This window comes from Citrobacter sp. wls619 (genome assembly GCF_005281345.1).
Classification (GTDB): domain Bacteria; phylum Pseudomonadota; class Gammaproteobacteria; order Enterobacterales; family Enterobacteriaceae; genus Citrobacter.
The window spans coordinates 86681-105428 of the sequence record NZ_SZXJ01000027.1; the positions used below are offsets into that span (position 1 = coordinate 86681).

The following is an 18748-nucleotide window of genomic DNA, read 5'->3' on the forward strand; positions in this document are numbered from 1 at the left end:
AGTAAATTAGCGGCTTTGAACATCGATATGAGCTTTCATTATGGCGAACTGGCAAACAGTTACAGAACTGCATGATATTTCCGCAGATTTACCACATTTCACTCAAGCGTTAACGGAACTTTCCACCCGTCTGGGTCTGGATATTTCATCGCTGTATGCCGATCATATCTCTTTGCGCTGCCATCAAAATACCACCGCAGAGCGCTGGCGTCGGGGATTTGAACAGTGTGGTACGCTGCTATCGGAAAATATCATTAATGGCAGACCGATTTGCCTGTTCAAACTGGATGAGCCGGTTTGTGTCGCGCACTGGCAGTTTTCGGTGGTTGAGTTGCCATGGCCGGGTGAAAAACGTTACCCGCATGAGGGGTGGGAGCATATCGAAATCGTTCTGCCCGGTGCGCCGGAAACACTGAACACGCGTGCGCTGGCGCTGTTTTCTGATGAAGGATTGAGTCAGCCGGGGATTTTCGTAAAAACCAGCTCGCCGAAAGGAGAGCGTGAGCGTTTACCGAATCCGACACTGGCGGTCAGTGATGGTAGCGTCACCCTCAAATTTCATCCGTGGTCAATTGAAGCGATTGTCGCAAGCGAGCAACAGGAGTGAGTGATGGCATTACTGGAAATTTGCTGTTACAGCATGGAGTGCGCACGCACCGCGCAGCGTCAGGGGGCTGATCGTATTGAACTGTGCTCGGCGCCCAAAGAAGGGGGATTAACGCCGTCGCTGGGGGTGTTGCGCTCAGTACGCCAGCATGTCTCTATTCCGGTTAATCCCATTATCCGCCCGCGTGGGGGCGATTTTTGTTACACGGACGGTGAATTTGCCGCGATGCTTGATGATATCGCGATGGTCAGAGATTTAGGTTTTTCAGGACTGGTAACCGGCATTCTCGATGTGGACGGGAATGTCGATATGCCACGTATGGAAAAAATAATGGTTGCTGCGGGTCCGCTAAATGTCACGTTTCATCGGGCCTTCGATATGTGCGCCAACCCATTAAATGCGCTGAATAAATTGTCCGATTTGGGCGTCGCCAGAGTGCTGACTTCCGGGCAAAAATCAGATGCAGCGCAAGGTTTAACAAAAATAATGGAACTTATTGAGCAGGTGAATGCTCCAATCATTATGGCCGGAGCGGGGGTTCGCGCCGCGAATTTATCCCTGTTCCTCAACGCTGGAGTGCAGGAAGTCCACAGTTCTGCCGGAGTATGGCTGGCTTCACCCATGCGGTATCGCAATTCGGGGTTGTCGATGTCTTCGGATACGCAGGCGGATGAATATTCCCGCTATGCGGTAGACGGGGCGGCGGTTGCTGAAATGAAGGCAATCATTGCGCACCACCAGGCCAGCTGATTTTTACCGTTGCATCATGTCGCCCAATATGATGCTTGCTCGTACCAGGCCCCTGCAATTTCAACAGGGGCCTTTTTTTATCCTTCTCCTGCATATTTCGGTCTGCTACTGCGTTGGCTTTCCTCGCGCACCCCGGTCACGTAGTTATCTACGCTCCCGAAGATTTGCTGCGTCGCCGCCTTGTCGCAAACCGAACTATTTTGGAGAAAATGTGCCACCAGTCAAAAATGACTAGGGCTTATGCGCAATCAATACCGCGCGTAATGGAGCAGGGTAGCCTTCCACCGTTTTGCTGTGGTCGTTCGGGTCGAGGAAGTCGGCCAGCGATTCGGTTACCATCCATTCGGTGCGACGCTGCTCTTCTGTGGTAGTGACACAGACGTCGGCGATACGAACATCCACAAATCCACATTTTTCCAGCCAGTTTTTCAGCGCCAGTGCGGATGGAATAAAATAGACATTACGCATTTGCGCGTAGCGATCACCTGGTACCAGAACGGTATTTTCATCACCTTCAACCACCAGCGTTTCCAGCACCAGCTCTCCGTCTTTTACCAGTTGATCTTTCAACTGCCAGAGATGTTCCAGCGGTGAGCGACGGTGATAAAGCACGCCCATAGAGAATACGGTATCAAACGCGTTCAGTGCCGGAAGCTGTTCGATACCCAGCGGCAGCAGGTGAGCACGCTGATCGTTACCCAGCAGTTTGCGCACGGCTTCAAACTGACACAGGAACAGCTGCGTAGGATCGATACCGACGGCCAGGTGCGCGCCCGCGCCAATCATGCGCCACATGTGATAGCCACTACCGCAGCCCACGTCGAGAATGGTACGCCCGGTCAGATCGGATAAATGCGGCAGAACGCGATCCCACTTCCAGTCGGAACGCCATTCGGTATCGATATTGACGCCGTACAGCGAATATGGACCTTTGCGCCACGGCATGAGATGACGCATCAGCGTATCAATCCGTTTGATCTGCCCTTCGCTGAGCGGCTCCTCGCTTTCGGCAGTCACACTATGCAGTAAATCCAGACGATGCGGCGTCAGTTCCGGCAGAAACTCCACGGCATTCGACCACTGCTTAAACAACCCATGTTGATCGCGCTGCCAGGCGGCGATTTGCGCTGGGAGCGTTTCCAGCCAATGGGAAAGATGGTTTTTGGCAATCAGCTGATAAAAGTTACCAAAGTCTGTCATGCCGCGACCTCAGATTTCAACGCGACCAGTGACCCAAAGTTGAAGCACTGGAACCACAGTTCGCTGTGCTCAAAACCCGCCTGATGCAGACGTGCTTTGTGCGTTTCAACAGAGTCAGTTAGCATCACGTTTTCCAGCATGCTGCGCTTCTGGCTGATTTCCAGTTCGCTGTAGCCATTGGCGCGTTTGAAGTCGTGGTGCATGTTGAACAGCAGTTCGCCAACGTTGGCATCTTCGAAGCTGAACTTCTCGGACAGCACCAGCGCACCGCCGGGGTTCAACCCCTGATAAATCTTATCCAACAATGCCTGGCGCTCAGGTGGTTCAAGGAATTGCAGGGTAAAATTCAGCACCACCATCGAAGCGTTTTCGATAGTGATGTTGCGAATATCGCCTTCGACCACGTCAACAGGCGTGGGGGCTTTATAGGCATCGATATGACGACGACAGCGTTCAACCATAGCCGGCGAGTTATCAACGGCGATAATTTTGCAATTCTCATGATGGATATTGCGACGCACTGAGAGCGTCGCTGCGCCCAAAGAGCAGCCCAGATCGTAGACCTGCGTGTTGGGTTGTACGAAACGTTCGGCCAGCATGCCAATCATGGAGATGATATTGGAATAGCCTGGAACGGAACGCTGGATCATATCCGGGAAGACTTCAGCTACCCGTTCATCAAAGGTCCAGTCACCCAGACTGGCGATAGGCGCAGAAAAAAGCGTGTCGCGGTGAGACATAACGTAAAAATCCGGGAAAAATAAAGTGGCGTATTGTGCGCTAATGCAGGGAGAAAACCAACTCCCAGGGCATATACCAAAGATTCGCCAGCACCATTAGCAACAGTGAACACCAGGTGGCGCTCATGCCGGAACGACGCCAGCGGAAAAGACGGTGATGGAATCCGTAATAATGCATCAGTCGCCCGGCTATCAACATCAGCCCGCAAATATGCACCATCCACGTTTCAGCGCCGTTCATTTCCATAAAAAGCAGCAGCACTAATGCAACGGGAATATATTCCACTGCATTACCGTGAATGCGGATAGCGCTTTGCAGCTCACTAAAACCGCCATCACCATAGGCAACGCGATATTGCATGCGCAGGCGAACGACGTCAAAGGAGAACTTTATTAACAATAACGCACCCAGGACGGCATAAAGCGCGCTTACCATACAAACTCCCTTTTAAAATGGCTGCTGGCATTGACTATGATAGGTGGCATTTTCAGAAAAGAGAAGATTGCTGTGGAATCGAGGGTGCTGATCCGATCTCTGGCAGGGCACTACGTAAATCCGCCCATAGCGTGTCTACCAGCTCTGGAGCCTGTGCAATATCCGGCGTGTGCAAAAACAGATAAGGCGTGGTGGTCTGTTGCCAGAGTGACAACTTTGCCAGCCAGGCAGCAAAGAACTGCCGATTCTGTGTCATGTTATCACTACCGATAAAACGGACCATCGGGTGGTTTGCCGTGACTACCGCATGGACCGGGACCTTCGGTTTCTTACGTTGAGCATCGCGTATCGCTTCCGTGTGTGGGATCGCGGCATGGACCGGACGACTGTCTAAAATGACCCGATTAACCCCGCGTTCATGCAGACCCCGATTGAGCTGAATCTCTGATTCACCTTTCGCAAAGAAATCCGGATGACGAACCTCGACACCGTAGGTAAACGTTTTAGGGAGTGCATCGAGGAATTGCCACAGGGCAGGGAGGTCACGCGGGCCGAACGTGGCAGGTAGCTGCAACCAGTATTGTCCGATACGGGCATCCAGCGGTGACATGCGCGTAAAAAATTCCTGTACCAGGTCATCGCAATTCCGCAGTGCGGCCTGATGCGAGATGGTGGCCGGGAATTTGAAACAGAAGCGAAAATCGTCGCGGGTTTGTGCAAACCAGCGGTCAACAATCTCGGCTTTCGGCAAGGCGTACAGCGTGGTATTACCCTCCACACAGTTAAAGTGGCGGGCATACTCTTCAAGGCTGGTGATCCCCAGACGCATCCATTTCGGGTGTGACCACTGGGGTAAGCCGATATAGATCATAACGCTTGCAGGATCTCGTCAACGCGACGTACACGGGCAATACGTGGGAAAATATGCGTCATGCTGCCCTGATGTTGGTCGGTGCTGGCGGCGCTGCAGGCGTCTTCGGCAACGATCAGGCTAAAACCCAGCTCCCAGGCGTTACGCGCGGTGGATTCGACGCCAATATTAGTGGAGATCCCGCAAAGGACGATGGTGTCGATACCGCGACGGCGCAGCTGTAGTTCCAGGTCAGTACCGTAGAATGCTCCCCACTGGCGCTTGGTGACCTCCAGGTCTGTCGCACATTTTCCCAGCGCTTGCGGGTATTCCCACCAGTTGTCGGGTAATGCTTTGGCTGGCGCGGGGGCATCAACCGGTTGTTTTAGCGCTTCGGCATAATCCGCAGACCAGCCGACGCGAACCATCACCACCGGTGAACCGTGAGTACGGAACTTTTCCGCCAATTGTGCCGTGCGGGCGACGACGTCGTTTGCCGAATGTGGCCCACCCGCGAAAGGCAGGATCCCTTCCTGTAGATCGATGACGACAAGCGCGGTTGTTTTTGCGTTCAGTTCCAGCATGGTGACTCCAGTAAAAAAGATTTCCGTTACACCTTAATCGCGAATCTGTGTGAAAGGGGCGACAATTTTTGTTATTTTTTGTGAGATTACGCAATACCCGCTCAGGAAACACGCGTACAGTCAGTACCGGACTGAGAGTCTACCCCAGTAGGCTCTTATCGTGCGGCAGAATTTCCAGTATAATAGCCGCCTTTTTTCATTCAGTTGTGACATTCAGCTAAAGCTGCGACTTCGTCATCTGCCGGGCAGGTGACAATCCGCCTGCGGCAAAGTTAAGGGATATCTCATGCGTACAGAATATTGCGGACAGCTACGTCTGTCCCACGAGGGGCAGCAGGTGACTCTGTGTGGTTGGGTCAACCGTCGTCGTGATCTTGGTAGCCTGATCTTTATCGATATGCGCGACCGCGAAGGTATCGTGCAGGTATTTTTCGATCCGGACCGTGCGGACGCGTTAAAGCTGGCCTCCGAACTGCGTAATGAGTTCTGCATTCAGGTAACGGGCACCGTGCGTGCGCGTGATGCGAAAAACGTCAACGCCGATATGGCGACGGGCGAAATTGAAGTGCTGGCATCCGATCTGGTCATTATCAACCGTTCAGATTCACTGCCGCTCGACTCTAACCATGTCAATACTGAAGAAGCTCGTCTGAAGTATCGCTACCTCGATCTGCGTCGTCCTGAAATGGCGCAGCGTCTGAAAACACGTGCCAAAATTACCAGCCTGGTGCGTCGTTTCATGGACGACCATGGCTTCCTCGACATCGAAACGCCGATGCTGACCAAAGCGACGCCAGAAGGTGCGCGTGACTACCTGGTACCGTCTCGCGTACATAAAGGTAAATTCTACGCGCTGCCTCAGTCTCCTCAGTTGTTCAAACAGCTGCTGATGATGTCTGGCTTCGACCGTTACTACCAGATCGTAAAATGCTTCCGTGACGAAGACTTACGTGCTGACCGCCAGCCTGAATTTACGCAGATCGATGTTGAGACCTCCTTCATGACCGCACCGCAGGTGCGTGAAGTGATGGAAGCGCTGGTGCGTAATCTGTGGCTGGAAGTAAAAGGTGTGGATCTGGGCGATTTCCCGATCATGACCTTTGCCGAAGCAGAGCGTCGTTACGGTTCCGATAAGCCGGATCTGCGTAACCCGATGGAGCTGGTAGACGTCGCTGATCTGCTGAAATCTGTTGAATTCGCCGTATTCTCTGGTCCGGCGAACGATCCGAAAGGGCGTGTAGCGGCTCTGCGCGTCCCTGGCGGCGCTGCACTTAGCCGTAAGCAGATCGACGATTACGGTAACTTCATTAAGATCTACGGCGCGAAAGGTTTGGCTTACATCAAAGTCACCGAGCGTGCGAAAGGCCTGGAAGGTATCACCAGCCCGGTGGCTAAGTTCCTGAACGCAGAAATCATTGAAGCCATTCTGGAACGTACCGGTGCGCAAGACGGCGATATGATCTTCTTCGGTGCCGACAACAAGAAAGTGGTTGCCGACGCGATGGGCGCGCTGCGTCTGAAGCTGGGTAAAGACCTGAACCTGACCGACGAGTCCAAATGGGCGCCGTTGTGGGTTATCGACTTCCCAATGTTTGAAGACGATGGTGAAGGCGGTCTGACCGCGATGCACCACCCGTTCACCGCGCCGAAAGACATGACGGCGGCTGAGCTGAAAGCTGCGCCGGAAGATGCGGTTGCCAATGCGTACGATATGGTTATCAACGGCTACGAAGTAGGCGGCGGTTCTGTACGTATCCATAACGGTGATATGCAGCAGACCGTATTCGGTATTCTGGGTATCAACGAACAAGAGCAGCGCGAGAAATTCGGCTTCCTGCTGGATGCGCTAAAATACGGTACACCGCCGCACGCGGGCCTGGCGTTTGGTCTGGATCGTCTGACCATGCTGCTGACCGGTACGGATAACATCCGTGACGTTATTGCTTTCCCGAAAACGACAGCTGCCGCATGTCTGATGACCGAAGCGCCGAGCTTTGCCAACGAAGCTGCGCTGGCGGAACTGAGCATTCAGGTTGTTAAGAAGGCCGAGAATAACTGATATGGCATATAAGCAGCCTGTCTCGGTGTTAGTCGTGATTTATGCAAAGGACACCGGGAGAGTGCTGATGTTACAGCGACGCGACGATCCTGATTTTTGGCAGTCGGTCACCGGCAGCCTTGAAGAAGGTGAAACCGCGTCGCAAGCCGCCCTGCGCGAAGTAAAGGAAGAGGTCGCCATTGATGTTGCGCGTGAGCAACTGACCTTAATTGACTGCCAGCGCACGGTGGAGTTTGAGATTTTTAGTCATTTACGTCATCGCTATGCGCCAGGAATTATACGTAATACGGAGTCCTGGTTTTGCCTGGCACTGCCCACTGAACGAGAGATCGTGTTCACCGAACATTTGACCTACCGTTGGGTTAATGCGCACGAGGCTGCACAGTTAACCAAGTCGTGGAGTAACCGGCAGGCGATTGAAGAGTTTGTAATTAACGTCGCCTGAGAAGGCGCGCTTTTTGGAGAGATTATTTATGGCAGGTCATAGTAAATGGGCCAACACCAGACATCGTAAAGCAGCGCAGGATGCTAAGCGCGGTAAGATCTTCACCAAAATCATTCGTGAGCTGGTAACGGCGGCTAAATTGGGTGGTGGCGATCCAGATGCTAACCCGCGTCTGCGTGCAGCGGTTGATAAAGCGCTGGCAAACAACATGACACGTGACACTCTGAACCGTGCGATTGCGCGCGGTGTGGGTGGTGATGAAGATTCCAACATGGAAACCATCATCTATGAAGGTTACGGTCCTGGCGGTACAGCCGTGATGATTGAATGTCTGTCTGATAACCGTAACCGTACCGTTGCGGAAGTGCGCCACGCATTCACTAAAACGGGCGGCAACCTCGGTACCGACGGTTCCGTCGCATACCTGTTCAGCAAGAAAGGTGTTATCTCCTTTGAGCAAGGCGACGAAGACGCCATCATGGAAGCGGCACTGGAAGCCGGTGCTGAAGACGTTGTAACCTTCGACGACGGTGCGATTGACGTTTACACCGCGTGGGAAGAGATGGGGAAAGTTCGTGATGCGCTGGAAGCGGCAGGTCTGAAAGCGGACGCGGCTGAAGTTTCTATGATCCCATCCACCAAAGCGGATATGGATGCAGAAACAGCGCCGAAACTGATGCGTCTGATCGATATGCTGGAAGATTGCGATGACGTGCAGGAAGTTTACCACAACGGCGAAATCTCCGATGAGGTTGCAGCTACGTTAGAATGATGTGGTTAAGCCATAAAATAACAGGAGATGCGTGATGTCTATCATTCTCGGCATTGATCCGGGGTCGCGCATTACCGGTTATGGCGTAATCCGTCAGGTCGGCAGACAGTTGACCTACCTCGGCAGTGGTTGTATTCGCACCAAAGTTGACGATCTCCCGTCACGCCTGAAATTGATATACGCGGGGGTGACGGAAATCATCACCCAGTTCCAGCCGGATTATTTTGCCATCGAGCAGGTCTTTATGGCGAAAAATGCCGATTCGGCGCTGAAGCTGGGACAGGCGCGCGGCGTAGCGATTGTTGCTGCGACCAATCAGGATCTTCCGGTGTTTGAGTATGCTGCCCGACAGGTTAAACAGACCGTCGTCGGTATCGGCAGCGCGGAAAAAAGCCAGGTACAGCACATGGTGCGTACGCTGCTCAAACTCCCGGCTAACCCGCAGGCGGATGCTGCGGATGCGCTGGCGATTGCCATTACTCACTGCCATGTCAGCCAGAACGCCATGCAAATGAGTGAGTCGAGGTTGAATTTAGCACGCGGTAGGTTACGTTAGTGACAAATGAGGCTGGATATCTATCCAGCCTTTTTTTATGATAACGCATTACCTTTTAGCCCTTAACGCAGGAGCGTCATGTGATAGGCAGACTCAGAGGCATCATTCTTGAAAAACAACCCCCACTGGTCCTTCTGGAAACGGGCGGGGTAGGCTATGAAGTACATATGCCGATGACCTGTTTCTACGAGCTGCCGGAAGCCGGGCAGGAAGCGATCATCTTCACGCATTTTGTGGTGCGCGAAGACGCACAACTGCTGTATGGCTTTAACAATAAGCAAGAACGCACGCTGTTTAAAGAGCTAATTAAAACCAACGGCGTGGGGCCAAAGCTGGCGCTGGCGATCCTCTCCGGCATGTCTGCGCAGCAGTTCGTGAATGCTGTTGAGCGCGAAGAACTTGGCGCGTTAGTGAAATTACCGGGTATTGGTAAGAAAACCGCAGAGCGTTTGATTGTCGAAATGAAAGACCGCTTTAAAGGTCTGCATGGCGATCTCTTTACGCCGGCTGCCGATCTGGTGCTGACATCACCTGCCGGTCCGGTAAGCGATGATGCTGAGCAGGAAGCGGTTGCTGCGCTGGTAGCGTTAGGCTATAAACCACAAGAAGCCAGCCGCATGGTAAGCAAAATTGCTCGCCCTGATGCCAGCAGTGAAACCCTGATTCGCGAAGCGCTTCGCGCGGCATTGTGAGGTAAAGGATGATTGAAGCAGATCGCCTGATTTCGGCTGCCAGCACCACCCCTGAAGACCTGGTGGATCGTGCGATTCGCCCCAGGTTGCTGGAAGAGTATATCGGCCAGCCTCAGGTACGTTCGCAGATGGAAATTTTTATCCAGGCGGCGAAGCTGCGCGGTGATGCCCTCGATCACCTGCTGATTTTTGGACCTCCGGGTCTGGGTAAAACCACGCTTGCCAATATTGTTGCCAATGAAATGGGCGTCAACCTGCGCACGACGTCCGGCCCGGTACTGGAAAAAGCAGGCGATCTGGCGGCCATGCTCACCAATCTCGAACCCCATGATGTGCTGTTTATTGATGAAATCCATCGCTTGTCACCGGTAGTGGAAGAGGTGTTGTATCCGGCAATGGAAGACTATCAGCTGGATATCATGATTGGCGAAGGCCCGGCAGCACGTTCAATTAAAATCGATCTGCCGCCGTTTACCCTGATTGGTGCCACAACGCGTGCGGGTTCGTTAACGTCTCCACTGCGTGATCGCTTTGGCATTGTGCAGCGCCTGGAGTTCTATCAGGTCGCTGATCTTCAGCACATTGTTGGACGCAGTGCCCGCTTTATGGGGCTGGAGATGAGTGACGAAGGGGCGCTGGAGGTTGCACGCCGGGCACGCGGTACGCCGCGTATTGCTAACCGTTTACTGCGTCGTGTGCGTGATTTCGCCGAAGTGAAGCATGACGGCACCATTTCGGCGGATATCGCGGCCCAGGCGCTGGATATGCTCAATGTCGATGCTGAAGGCTTCGATTACATGGACCGCAAGCTGCTGCTGGCGGTGATCGATAAATTCTTTGGTGGTCCGGTCGGGTTGGATAACCTGGCGGCGGCAATCGGCGAAGAACGTGAAACTATTGAGGACGTGCTGGAACCGTATTTGATTCAGCAAGGTTTTCTACAACGTACCCCGCGCGGACGTATGGCAACGGTGCGGGCATGGAACCACTTTGGCATTACGCCGCCACAGATGCCTTAGTGCCTGATGTCGCTACGCTCATCAGGCCTGGGCGATTTTGTAGGCCCGGTAAGCGCAGCGCCACCGGGCAACGCATGCTTAGCTCGCTTGCTTCTTCATCATACTGAAGATAAACAGCAGTGCAGCGCAAAGCACCACGGATGGCCCCGCCGGTGTGTCATAGAACGCTGAAAAGGTCAGCCCGCCTGTAACCGCTATCATTCCTACACCCACGGCAACACCGGCCATCTGCTCTGGCGTACGCGCAAAACGGCGTGCGGTAGCCGCAGGAATAATCAGCAGTGAGGTGATAATCAGTGCCCCGACGAATTTCATCGCCACACCAATAGTGAGTGCTGTGACCAGCATCAGCAATAGCTTGACACGTTGCAGCTTCACGCCATCAACAAAGGCCAGATCCGGACTGATAGTCATCGACAGCAGGTTACGCCACTGCCAGAACAGAATAGCCAGTACAACCACGACACCAATAGCAATAGCCACCAGATCTTCTGGGGTGACAGCGAGCAGATCGCCAAACAGATAGGCCATCAGATCCACACGAATATTCGACATCAGGCTGACAACCACCAGGCCTAATGACAGCGCGCTGTGCGCCATAATACCAAGCAGGGTATCAATCGCGAGATGCGGGCGTTTCTCCAGCCATACCAGGCCTGCGGCCAGCAACAGGGTGACGACGATAACAGCATAGAAGGGGTTTACATCCAGCAGCAGACCAAACGCAACGCCCAGCAATGATGCGTGCGCCAGCGTATCGCCAAAATAAGACATCCGACGCCAGACCACAAACGAGCCAAGCGGGCCAGCAGCGCAGGCCAGCATGATCCCGGCTAACCAGCCGGGTAATAATAATTCAATCATGAGTGACCATTTCCCCGGCGTAAAACAATGCGACCCTGTAAATCGTGGCGATGATTATGGTTGTGACGGTAAATTCCGAGTTGTTCAGCGCCGCGTTGCCCGAACATAGAAATGAATTCAGGGTGCATTGAAACCACCTCCGGCGTGCCGGAGCAGCAAATGTGGTGGTTCAGACACAGGACTTCGTCGGTTTTTGCCATGACCAGATGCAGGTCATGGGAGACCATCAGCACGGCGCAATCCAGCTCGCGTCGCAATTGATCGATAAGATCGTACAGTGCAACCTGACCATTCACATCCACCCCCTGAGTCGGTTCATCGAGCACCAGGAGCTGTGGTTTATTTAGCAACGCACGGGCCAGCAAGACACGCTGCGTTTCCCCGCCGGATAGTTTTTGCATCGGAGCATCCATCAGATGCCCGGCCTGAACACGCTTCAGCGCAGGGAGAATGTCGGCTTTCTTTGTGCCAGGACGTAAGCGCAAAAAGCGGCTCACCGTCAGCGGAAGTGTTGTATCGAGGTAGAGTTTTTGCGGTACATAGCCAATCCGCAACTGCCCGTTGCGCTTGATAACCCCTTCATCAGCCGCTACCAGCCCCAATACAACGCGCACCAGCGTAGACTTTCCGGCCCCATTCGGGCCAAGAAGCGTTAAAATTTTGCCGGGTCGAAGTTCAAGCGATACGTCAGAAAGGACGCGGCGTTGACCATAAGAGACCGAGACATTTTCCAGTGAAACCAAAGTCGTCATATCAATTTTAGTCTTGCAGAAGTTATAGAATGTTATAATATCACATTTCTCACATTCATTACGATGATTGGTCGCATTATGTTACATAAAAATACGCTTCTTTTCGCAGCATTATCCGCTGCTCTTTGGGGTAGTGCAACTCAGGCAGCAAATGCTGCTGTGGTGGCGTCACTTAAGCCGTTGGGCTTTATTGCTTCAGCGATTGCCGACGGGGTTACAGACACCCAGGTTCTGCTGCCTGACGGGGCTTCCGAACACGATTATTCGCTGCGCCCTTCAGATATAAAACGCTTACAGAACGCGGACTTAGTCGTTTGGATCGGTCCGGAAATGGAGGCGTTTATGGAAAAGTCAGTCAAGAATATTCCTAACGCAAAACAGGTAACGATTGCGCAGCTCAATGACGTGAAACCGTTACTCATGAAAGGCGCTGACGATGATGATGATGATCATGGGCATAACGACGCTCACGGCGAAAAAAGTGACGAGCATCACCATCATGGCGATTACAACATGCATCTTTGGCTTTCCCCAGAGATAGCGCGGGCCTCAGCGGTTGCAATCCATGATAAATTAGTGGAACTTATGCCGCAAAGTCGAGCCAAACTTGACGCCAACCTGAAGGATTTTGAGGCACAATTAGCCGCAACCGATAAGCAGGTAGGTAACGAGCTCGCACCGCTCAAGGGGAAAGGGTATTTCGTTTTTCATGACGCCTATGGCTACTACGAAAAACACTACGGGCTAACACCGCTTGGTCACTTTACCGTGAACCCTGAGATTCAACCTGGTGCGCAGCGTTTACATGAAATAAGAACACAGTTGGTTGAGCAAAAAGCAACCTGCGTTTTTGCTGAGCCACAGTTCAGGCCAGCGGTCGTTGAAGCCGTAGCGAGAGGGACATCCGTTCGAATGGGAACGTTGGATCCCCTCGGAACGAATATCAAACTGGGTAAAACAAGCTATTCAGCGTTTCTGAACCAATTAGCCAACCAGTATGCGAGCTGCCTGAAAGGAGATTAATGAGGAAGTGAATACGTGCAACAGATAGCCCGCTCTGTCGCTCTGGCATTTAATAATTTGCCGCGACCCCATCGTGTTATGTTGGGGTCGCTTACTGTTCTGACATTGGCCGTCGCAGTCTGGCGGCCTTATGTTTACCATCCCGACTCTGCACCCATCGTTAAAACCATTGAGCTGGAAAAAAGCGAGATCCGTTCACTGTTGCCAGAGGCCAGCGAACCTATCGATCAAGCCGCTCAGGAAGATGAAGCTATCCCTCAGGACGAACTCGATGACAAGACCTCTGGCGAGGCCGGGGTTCACGAGTATGTTGTCTCTACCGGCGATACGCTGAGCAGTATCCTGAACCAGTACGGCATTGATATGGGCGATATCAGCCAGCTTGCCGCATCTGATAAAGATCTACGTAATCTGAAAATTGGCCAGCAACTTTCCTGGACGCTGTCTTCGGAAGGTGATTTGCAGCGCCTGACCTGGGAAGTTTCCCGCCGTGAAACCCGTACTTATGATCGTACGGCAACGGGTTTCAAAATGAGCAGCGAAATGCAGCAGGGCGACTGGGTTAACAGCCGAATCAACGGTACGGTGGGCGGTAGTTTCGTCGCCAGTGCAAGAGATGCTGGCCTGACCAGCTCTGAAATCAGCGCGGTGATTAAAGCGATGCAATGGCAGATGGACTTTCGCAAGCTGAAGAAAGGCGATGAGTTCTCCGTTTTGATGTCTCGCGAGATGCTGGACGGTAAACGCGAACAAAGCCAACTGCTGGGCGTTCGTTTGCGCTCTGAAGGCAAAGATTATTACGCGATCCGTGCTGAAGACGGTAAATTCTATGACCGTAACGGGACCGGGCTTGCTAAAGGGTTTATGCGTTTCCCTACGGCGAAGCAGTTCCGTATTTCGTCAAACTTCAATCCACGTCGCCTGAATCCGGTAACCGGACGCGTTGCACCGCACAAAGGTGTCGACTTTGCGATGCCTCAAGGTACGCCGGTGCTGTCAGTCGGTGATGGTGAAGTGGTGGTCGCGAAACGGAGTGGCGCGGCCGGATACTATGTTGCTGTTCGTCACGGTCGCACTTACACCACCCGTTACATGCACCTGCGTAAGCTGCTGGTTAAACCGGGACAAAAAGTGAAACGTGGCGATCGTATTGCGCTGTCAGGTAACACCGGGCGTTCTACCGGCCCGCACCTGCACTACGAAGTATGGGTCAACCAGCAGGCTGTGAACCCGTTGACGGCAAAACTGCCGCGCACGGAAGGGCTGAGCGGTTCGGATCGTACCGAGTACCTGGCACAGGTGAAAGAGGTTCTGCCTCAGTTACGCTTCGATTAATAAATACACTGACAGAGCCGGTACGCTATGCGTGCCGGCTTTTTTATTTTGTACGGGACACGGTGCGCCGCTACACTATCAGCAGATTTACTTTTTCGCGGCCCCCGATACTGGAAGAGCATGGAAACGAAAAAAAAGAGTATTGAGTATATCCCTGAGTTTCAAAAATCATTCCGTCACCCGCGCTACTGGGGCGCCTGGCTTGGCGTGGCAGCGATTGCAGGGATTGCATTAACGCCAGCATCATTTCGCGATCCCATTCTGGCGAAACTGGGACGGCTTGCCGGACGGCTGGGGAAAAGTTCGCGTCGTAGAGCGCTTATCAATTTATCCCTCTGTTTTCCTGAGCGCAGCGAAGCCGAGCGTGAGGCCATCGTTGATGAGATGTTCGCGACTGCGCCTCAGGCGATGGTTATGATGGCAGAATTAGCCATGCGCGGTCCGGAGAAAATCCAGCACCGCGTTGACTGGCAGGGCCTGGAAATTATCGATGAGATGCGACGTAATGAGGAAAAGGTGATTTTTCTCGTCCCTCACGGCTGGGGTGTTGATATCCCGGCAATGCTGATGGCATCTCAAGGCCAGAAAATGGCAGCCATGTTCCATAACCAGGGCAATCCGGTATTTGACTATGTCTGGAATACGGTACGTCGACGTTTCGGCGGTCGTTTACATGCACGTAACGACGGTATTAAACCTTTTATTCAGTCGGTACGGCAGGGATACTGGGGATATTACTTACCGGATCAGGACCACGGCCCGGAGCACAGCGAGTTTGTCGATTTCTTCGCGACCTATAAGGCAACGTTACCGGCAATTGGCCGCCTGATGAAGGTTTGTCATGCGCGCGTAGTACCGCTATTCCCTGTGTACGATGGCAAAACGCATCGTCTGACGATTCAGGTACGGCCACCCATGGATGACATTCTGACGGCCGATGACCATACCATTGCCAGACGGATGAATGAAGAAGTGGAGATTTTTGTCACCCCACATCCCGAACAATACACCTGGATTTTGAAACTGCTAAAGACCCGCAAACCCGGCGAAATTGAACCGTATAAACGCAAAGATCTTTATCCTAAGAAATAGAAAAAGCCTCTCGTTCGAGAGGCTTTTTTGTATCAGGTGACCCGTCCTGAATAGCGAGTAATATCAGGCAGTCAGCAGCGTCGTTATTCTACAGTCAGAATACGTGTGGTGTTGGTGGAACCGATGGTGCTCATGACATCACCCTGAGTCACAATCACCAGATCGCCTGACACCAGGTAACCTTTGTCGCGCAGCAGATTGACCGCTTCGTTGGCAGCCACGACACCGTCAGTTTCACTGTCAAAGTGAACCGGCGTAACGCCACGATACAGTGAGGTCAGGTTCAGCGTACGCTCATGACGAGACATCGCGAAAATCGGCAGGCCAGAACTGATGCGGGATGTCATCAGCGCAGTACGACCGGACTCGGTCATGGCGATGATAGCGGTAACGCCTTTCAGATGGTTCGCGGCATACATCGCTGACATGGCGATAGCTTCTTCGACATTATCAAACTGTACGTCCAGACGGTGTTTAGAAACGTTGATGCTCGGGATTTTCTCTGCACCCAGACAGACGCGAGCCATCGCTGCGACGGTTTCCGCCGGGTACTGGCCTGCGGCAGTTTCGGCAGACAGCATGACGGCATCAGTCCCATCCAGCACGGCGTTTGCCACGTCCATGACTTCCGCACGGGTCGGCATTGGGTTAGTGATCATCGACTCCATCATCTGCGTTGCGGTAATTACCGCACGGTTCAGCTGACGTGCGCGACGGATCAACGCTTTCTGAATACCGACCAGCTCCGGGTCACCGATTTCCACGCCCAGGTCACCACGCGCAACCATTACCACGTCAGAGGCAAGGATGATGTCATCCATCGCATTCTGGTCGCAGACGGCTTCAGCACGCTCTACCTTGGCAACAATTTTCGCATCGCAACCAGCGTCGCGCGCCAGGCGGCGGGCATAATTCAGATCTTCGCCGCAGCGAGGGAAGGAGACTGCCAGATAGTCAACGCTGATTTGCGCTGCAGTAATGATGTCTGCTTTGTCTTTTTCCGTCAGCGCTTCAGCAGAAAGGCCGCCGCCAAGTTTGTTGATGCCTTTGTTGTTGGAGAGCGGGCCACCGACAGTGACTTCGGTGAAGACTTTCATACCCTGAACTTCCAGCACTTTGAGCTGTACGCGACCATCATCCAGCAACAGGATATCGCCCGGCACGACGTCAGCAGGCAGGCCTTTGTAATCGATGCCGACTTTTTCTTTGTCGCCTTCACCTTTACCGAGATTGGCGTCTAACAGGAATTTGTCGCCAACATTGAGAAATACTTTGCCTTCTTTAAAGGTCGATACGCGGATTTTAGGTCCCTGCAGGTCACCCAAAATAGCTACATGACGTCCCAGTTTGGCGGCAATCTCACGGACTTTATCCGCCCGCATTTTGTGATCTTCTGGAGAGCCGTGCGAAAAGTTCATACGTACAACGTTCGCCCCAGCGGCGATAATTTTTTCAAGGTTGTTATCGCGGTCAGTTGCCGGGCCTAACGTGGTAACGATTTTGGTTCTGCGAAGCCTTCTGGACATGTAATACTCCGTTGACTGAAACAACTAGGTGTTGCGTGAACATTGATCCGGCCGTTCTCGAACATAAACGGTAAAATGAACGACCCGGATGATAAAAGGGTAGAACATTGTTATTGCTTTTAGCGGTCATCACTCTTGATGAGTAATTCTTTATCAAAACGCGATTCCTTGAGCGCTTCCTTGACACGCTTCAAGTTATCTCTAAATTTTGCCCCACGGCGCAAAGTAAATCCCGTAGCCAGCACATCTATCACGGTAAGTTGAGCAAGTCGAGAGACCATGGGCATATAAATGTCAGTATCTTCCGGTACATCGAGGGTAATTGCCAGCGTTGCTTCACGTGCCAGCGGAGTACCAGGAGATGTCAGGGCAATCACCATGGCATCGTTTTCTCTTGCCAGTTGTGCTAGTTCCACCAGACTTTTGGTTCTTCCGGTGTGTGAAATGAGCACAATGACATCGTCATCACTACAATTCATACAGCTCATGCGTTGCAGAACGATGTCGTCGGAATAGATAACCGGAACGTTAAAGCGGAAAAATTTATTCATGGCGTCATGCGCCACCGCGGCGGAGGAACCGAGCCCAAAAAAGGCTATTTTCTTCGCCTGAGTGAGTAAATCAACCGCACGATTTACCGCCACGTTATCCAGAGACTGACGAACATGGTCAAGGCTCGCCATTGCAGACTCGAAGATTTTCCCCGTGTAGGATTCAACGCTGTCATCCTCATCCACATTGCGATTAACATATGGGGTACCATTTGCCAGGCTTTGCGCCAGATGCAGTTTAAAATCAGGAAAGCCACGCGTATCCATGCTGCGGCAGAAACGGTTAACGGTCGGTTCGCTGACATTGGCTTCCAGCGCCAGCGCAGCAATGCTCGAATGGATTGCCTGGTCTGGTGAGGTAAGAATAACGTCAGCAACCTTACGTTCTGACTTGCTCAAATGTTCCAGTTTTAACTGGATTTTTTCCAGCATATTCATGATGTAGGTAGACTCATGGGTCATGGGCAAAAGCGATTTCAGCAATATGGGGAAATCGGGGCATAATTTTGTTATACACGTCATACGTCGAGCCGCAGGGGCCACGTTAATTCACCTGAATCGCTTACTTGAGTAAGCCCATCGGGATGAAATGAGAGACATCCTTCGGTTGGAAAAATTCGTTCCTGGCGAATTTGCCACTCGCTTGCCGTTTTCCTGCAACGCGAATTATTTTGTGTGTAGATACTACCCCTGAGAGTGAAGTAACGGGGCAAAATGGAGAGAATAGTTGTTGTTTTTTTTCATTACATGATCGAAGTCCGGTTTTCATACTTCTTCACGGGCACGAAAAAAAGCGACTTTTTTATCCATTTTGAGCCTGACTGACGCCTGTTTAACCGCTGTTTTCGGTAACAGCACGGCTGGATAAGCGTTTACGGTTCACGGAATCACGTAA

General features: G+C 52.5%; 20 protein-coding genes. 11 read left to right on the forward strand and 9 right to left on the reverse strand.

Annotated features, from left to right (window positions below; translation table 11 throughout):
- Positions 1 to 40: 40 nt before the first annotated feature.
- Positions 41 to 607 carry a VOC family protein gene (locus FDX19_RS03135; protein WP_137381561.1) on the forward strand — a complete coding sequence of 189 codons (567 nt, stop codon included), beginning with the start codon at positions 41 to 43 and terminating at the stop codon, positions 605 to 607.
- A gap of 3 nt (positions 608 to 610) precedes the next feature.
- Positions 611 to 1357 (forward strand): copper homeostasis protein CutC, encoded by a 747-nt coding sequence (cutC, locus tag FDX19_RS03140; RefSeq protein WP_137381562.1) that lies wholly within the window; start codon positions 611 to 613, stop codon positions 1355 to 1357.
- 231 nt (positions 1358 to 1588) lie between these two features.
- Here cutC and cmoB read toward each other — a convergent pair whose 3' ends face one another.
- Genes cmoB through FDX19_RS03165 form a run of 5 tightly spaced genes read right to left on the reverse strand, consistent with a single transcriptional unit; the run spans position 1589 to position 5167 of the window.
- Positions 1589 to 2557, reverse strand: a complete 969-nt coding sequence (cmoB, locus tag FDX19_RS03145; RefSeq protein ID WP_137381563.1) for a tRNA 5-methoxyuridine(34)/uridine 5-oxyacetic acid(34) synthase CmoB — start codon at positions 2555 to 2557, stop codon at positions 1589 to 1591.
- Positions 2554 to 3297, reverse strand: a complete 744-nt coding sequence (gene cmoA / locus FDX19_RS03150) for a carboxy-S-adenosyl-L-methionine synthase CmoA (RefSeq protein WP_137381564.1) — start codon at positions 3295 to 3297, stop codon at positions 2554 to 2556. The genes cmoB and cmoA overlap by 4 nt, the downstream gene beginning before the upstream one ends.
- Before the next feature lie 40 nt (positions 3298 to 3337).
- Positions 3338 to 3733 (reverse strand): MAPEG family protein, encoded by a 396-nt coding sequence (locus tag FDX19_RS03155; RefSeq protein ID WP_003833847.1) that lies wholly within the window; start codon positions 3731 to 3733, stop codon positions 3338 to 3340.
- Between the two features lie 52 nt (positions 3734 to 3785).
- Positions 3786 to 4604: a DUF72 domain-containing protein gene (locus FDX19_RS03160; RefSeq protein ID WP_137381565.1), complete on the reverse strand. Its 819-nt coding sequence runs from the start codon at positions 4602 to 4604 to the stop codon at positions 3786 to 3788.
- The gene (locus FDX19_RS03165) at positions 4601 to 5167 is read right to left on the reverse strand and encodes a hydrolase (protein WP_137381566.1); all 567 of its coding nucleotides are present in this window, start codon (positions 5165 to 5167) and stop codon (positions 4601 to 4603) included. The genes FDX19_RS03160 and FDX19_RS03165 overlap by 4 nt, the downstream gene beginning before the upstream one ends.
- A gap of 286 nt (positions 5168 to 5453) precedes the next feature.
- On the opposite strand from FDX19_RS03165, the gene aspS reads away from it, so the two are divergent.
- The 6 genes from aspS (at position 5454) to ruvB (ending at position 10710) form a co-directional block, all read left to right on the forward strand.
- Positions 5454 to 7226, forward strand: coding sequence for an aspartate--tRNA ligase (gene aspS, locus FDX19_RS03170; protein WP_137381567.1), 1773 nt, complete (start codon positions 5454 to 5456; stop codon positions 7224 to 7226).
- A 1-nt stretch (position 7227) separates the two neighbouring features.
- Positions 7228 to 7671, forward strand: coding sequence for a dihydroneopterin triphosphate diphosphatase (gene nudB, locus FDX19_RS03175; RefSeq protein WP_137381568.1), 444 nt, complete (start codon positions 7228 to 7230; stop codon positions 7669 to 7671).
- A gap of 28 nt (positions 7672 to 7699) precedes the next feature.
- The gene (locus tag FDX19_RS03180; RefSeq protein ID WP_003833836.1) at positions 7700 to 8443 is read left to right on the forward strand and encodes a YebC/PmpR family DNA-binding transcriptional regulator; all 744 of its coding nucleotides are present in this window, start codon (positions 7700 to 7702) and stop codon (positions 8441 to 8443) included.
- A 34-nt stretch (positions 8444 to 8477) separates the two neighbouring features.
- Positions 8478 to 8999: a crossover junction endodeoxyribonuclease RuvC gene (ruvC, locus tag FDX19_RS03185; protein ID WP_003034867.1), complete on the forward strand. Its 522-nt coding sequence runs from the start codon at positions 8478 to 8480 to the stop codon at positions 8997 to 8999.
- Between the two features lie 80 nt (positions 9000 to 9079).
- Positions 9080 to 9691, forward strand: coding sequence for a Holliday junction branch migration protein RuvA (gene ruvA / locus FDX19_RS03190; RefSeq protein ID WP_137381569.1), 612 nt, complete (start codon positions 9080 to 9082; stop codon positions 9689 to 9691).
- An 8-nt stretch (positions 9692 to 9699) separates the two neighbouring features.
- Entirely contained in the window at positions 9700 to 10710 is a 1011-nt protein-coding gene (gene ruvB / locus FDX19_RS03195; protein WP_137381570.1) for a Holliday junction branch migration DNA helicase RuvB, read from the forward strand.
- Positions 10711 to 10788: 78 nt separating this feature from the next.
- On the opposite strand, the gene znuB is transcribed toward ruvB, so the two are convergent.
- A complete protein-coding gene (gene znuB / locus FDX19_RS03200) occupies positions 10789 to 11574 on the reverse strand; it encodes a zinc ABC transporter permease subunit ZnuB (RefSeq protein ID WP_137381571.1) in 786 nt (261 codons plus the stop codon).
- Positions 11571 to 12326: a zinc ABC transporter ATP-binding protein ZnuC gene (gene znuC / locus FDX19_RS03205; RefSeq protein ID WP_137381572.1), complete on the reverse strand. Its 756-nt coding sequence runs from the start codon at positions 12324 to 12326 to the stop codon at positions 11571 to 11573. The genes znuB and znuC overlap by 4 nt, the downstream gene beginning before the upstream one ends.
- A 78-nt stretch (positions 12327 to 12404) precedes the next feature.
- Here znuC and znuA point away from each other — a divergent pair, with 78 nt between their 5' ends.
- From znuA to lpxM, 3 genes are all read left to right on the forward strand, one after another.
- The gene (znuA, locus tag FDX19_RS03210; RefSeq protein WP_137381573.1) at positions 12405 to 13349 is read left to right on the forward strand and encodes a zinc ABC transporter substrate-binding protein ZnuA; all 945 of its coding nucleotides are present in this window, start codon (positions 12405 to 12407) and stop codon (positions 13347 to 13349) included.
- A 15-nt stretch (positions 13350 to 13364) separates the two neighbouring features.
- On the forward strand, positions 13365 to 14684 hold the full coding sequence (gene mepM / locus FDX19_RS03215) for a murein DD-endopeptidase MepM (protein ID WP_071887356.1): 1320 nt from the start codon (positions 13365 to 13367) through the stop codon (positions 14682 to 14684).
- A gap of 120 nt (positions 14685 to 14804) precedes the next feature.
- The gene (gene lpxM / locus FDX19_RS03220; protein WP_137381574.1) at positions 14805 to 15776 is read left to right on the forward strand and encodes a lauroyl-Kdo(2)-lipid IV(A) myristoyltransferase; all 972 of its coding nucleotides are present in this window, start codon (positions 14805 to 14807) and stop codon (positions 15774 to 15776) included.
- An 83-nt stretch (positions 15777 to 15859) separates the two neighbouring features.
- Here the strand turns inward: lpxM and pyk are convergent, their stop codons facing one another.
- Together pyk and FDX19_RS03230 are read right to left on the reverse strand one after the other, a co-directional pair.
- Positions 15860 to 17302 carry a pyruvate kinase gene (gene pyk / locus FDX19_RS03225; RefSeq protein ID WP_137381575.1) on the reverse strand — a complete coding sequence of 481 codons (1443 nt, stop codon included), beginning with the start codon at positions 17300 to 17302 and terminating at the stop codon, positions 15860 to 15862.
- Between the two features lie 119 nt (positions 17303 to 17421).
- Positions 17422 to 18291 (reverse strand): MurR/RpiR family transcriptional regulator, encoded by an 870-nt coding sequence (locus FDX19_RS03230; protein WP_137381864.1) that lies wholly within the window; start codon positions 18289 to 18291, stop codon positions 17422 to 17424.
- Positions 18292 to 18748: the final 457 nt, after the last annotated feature.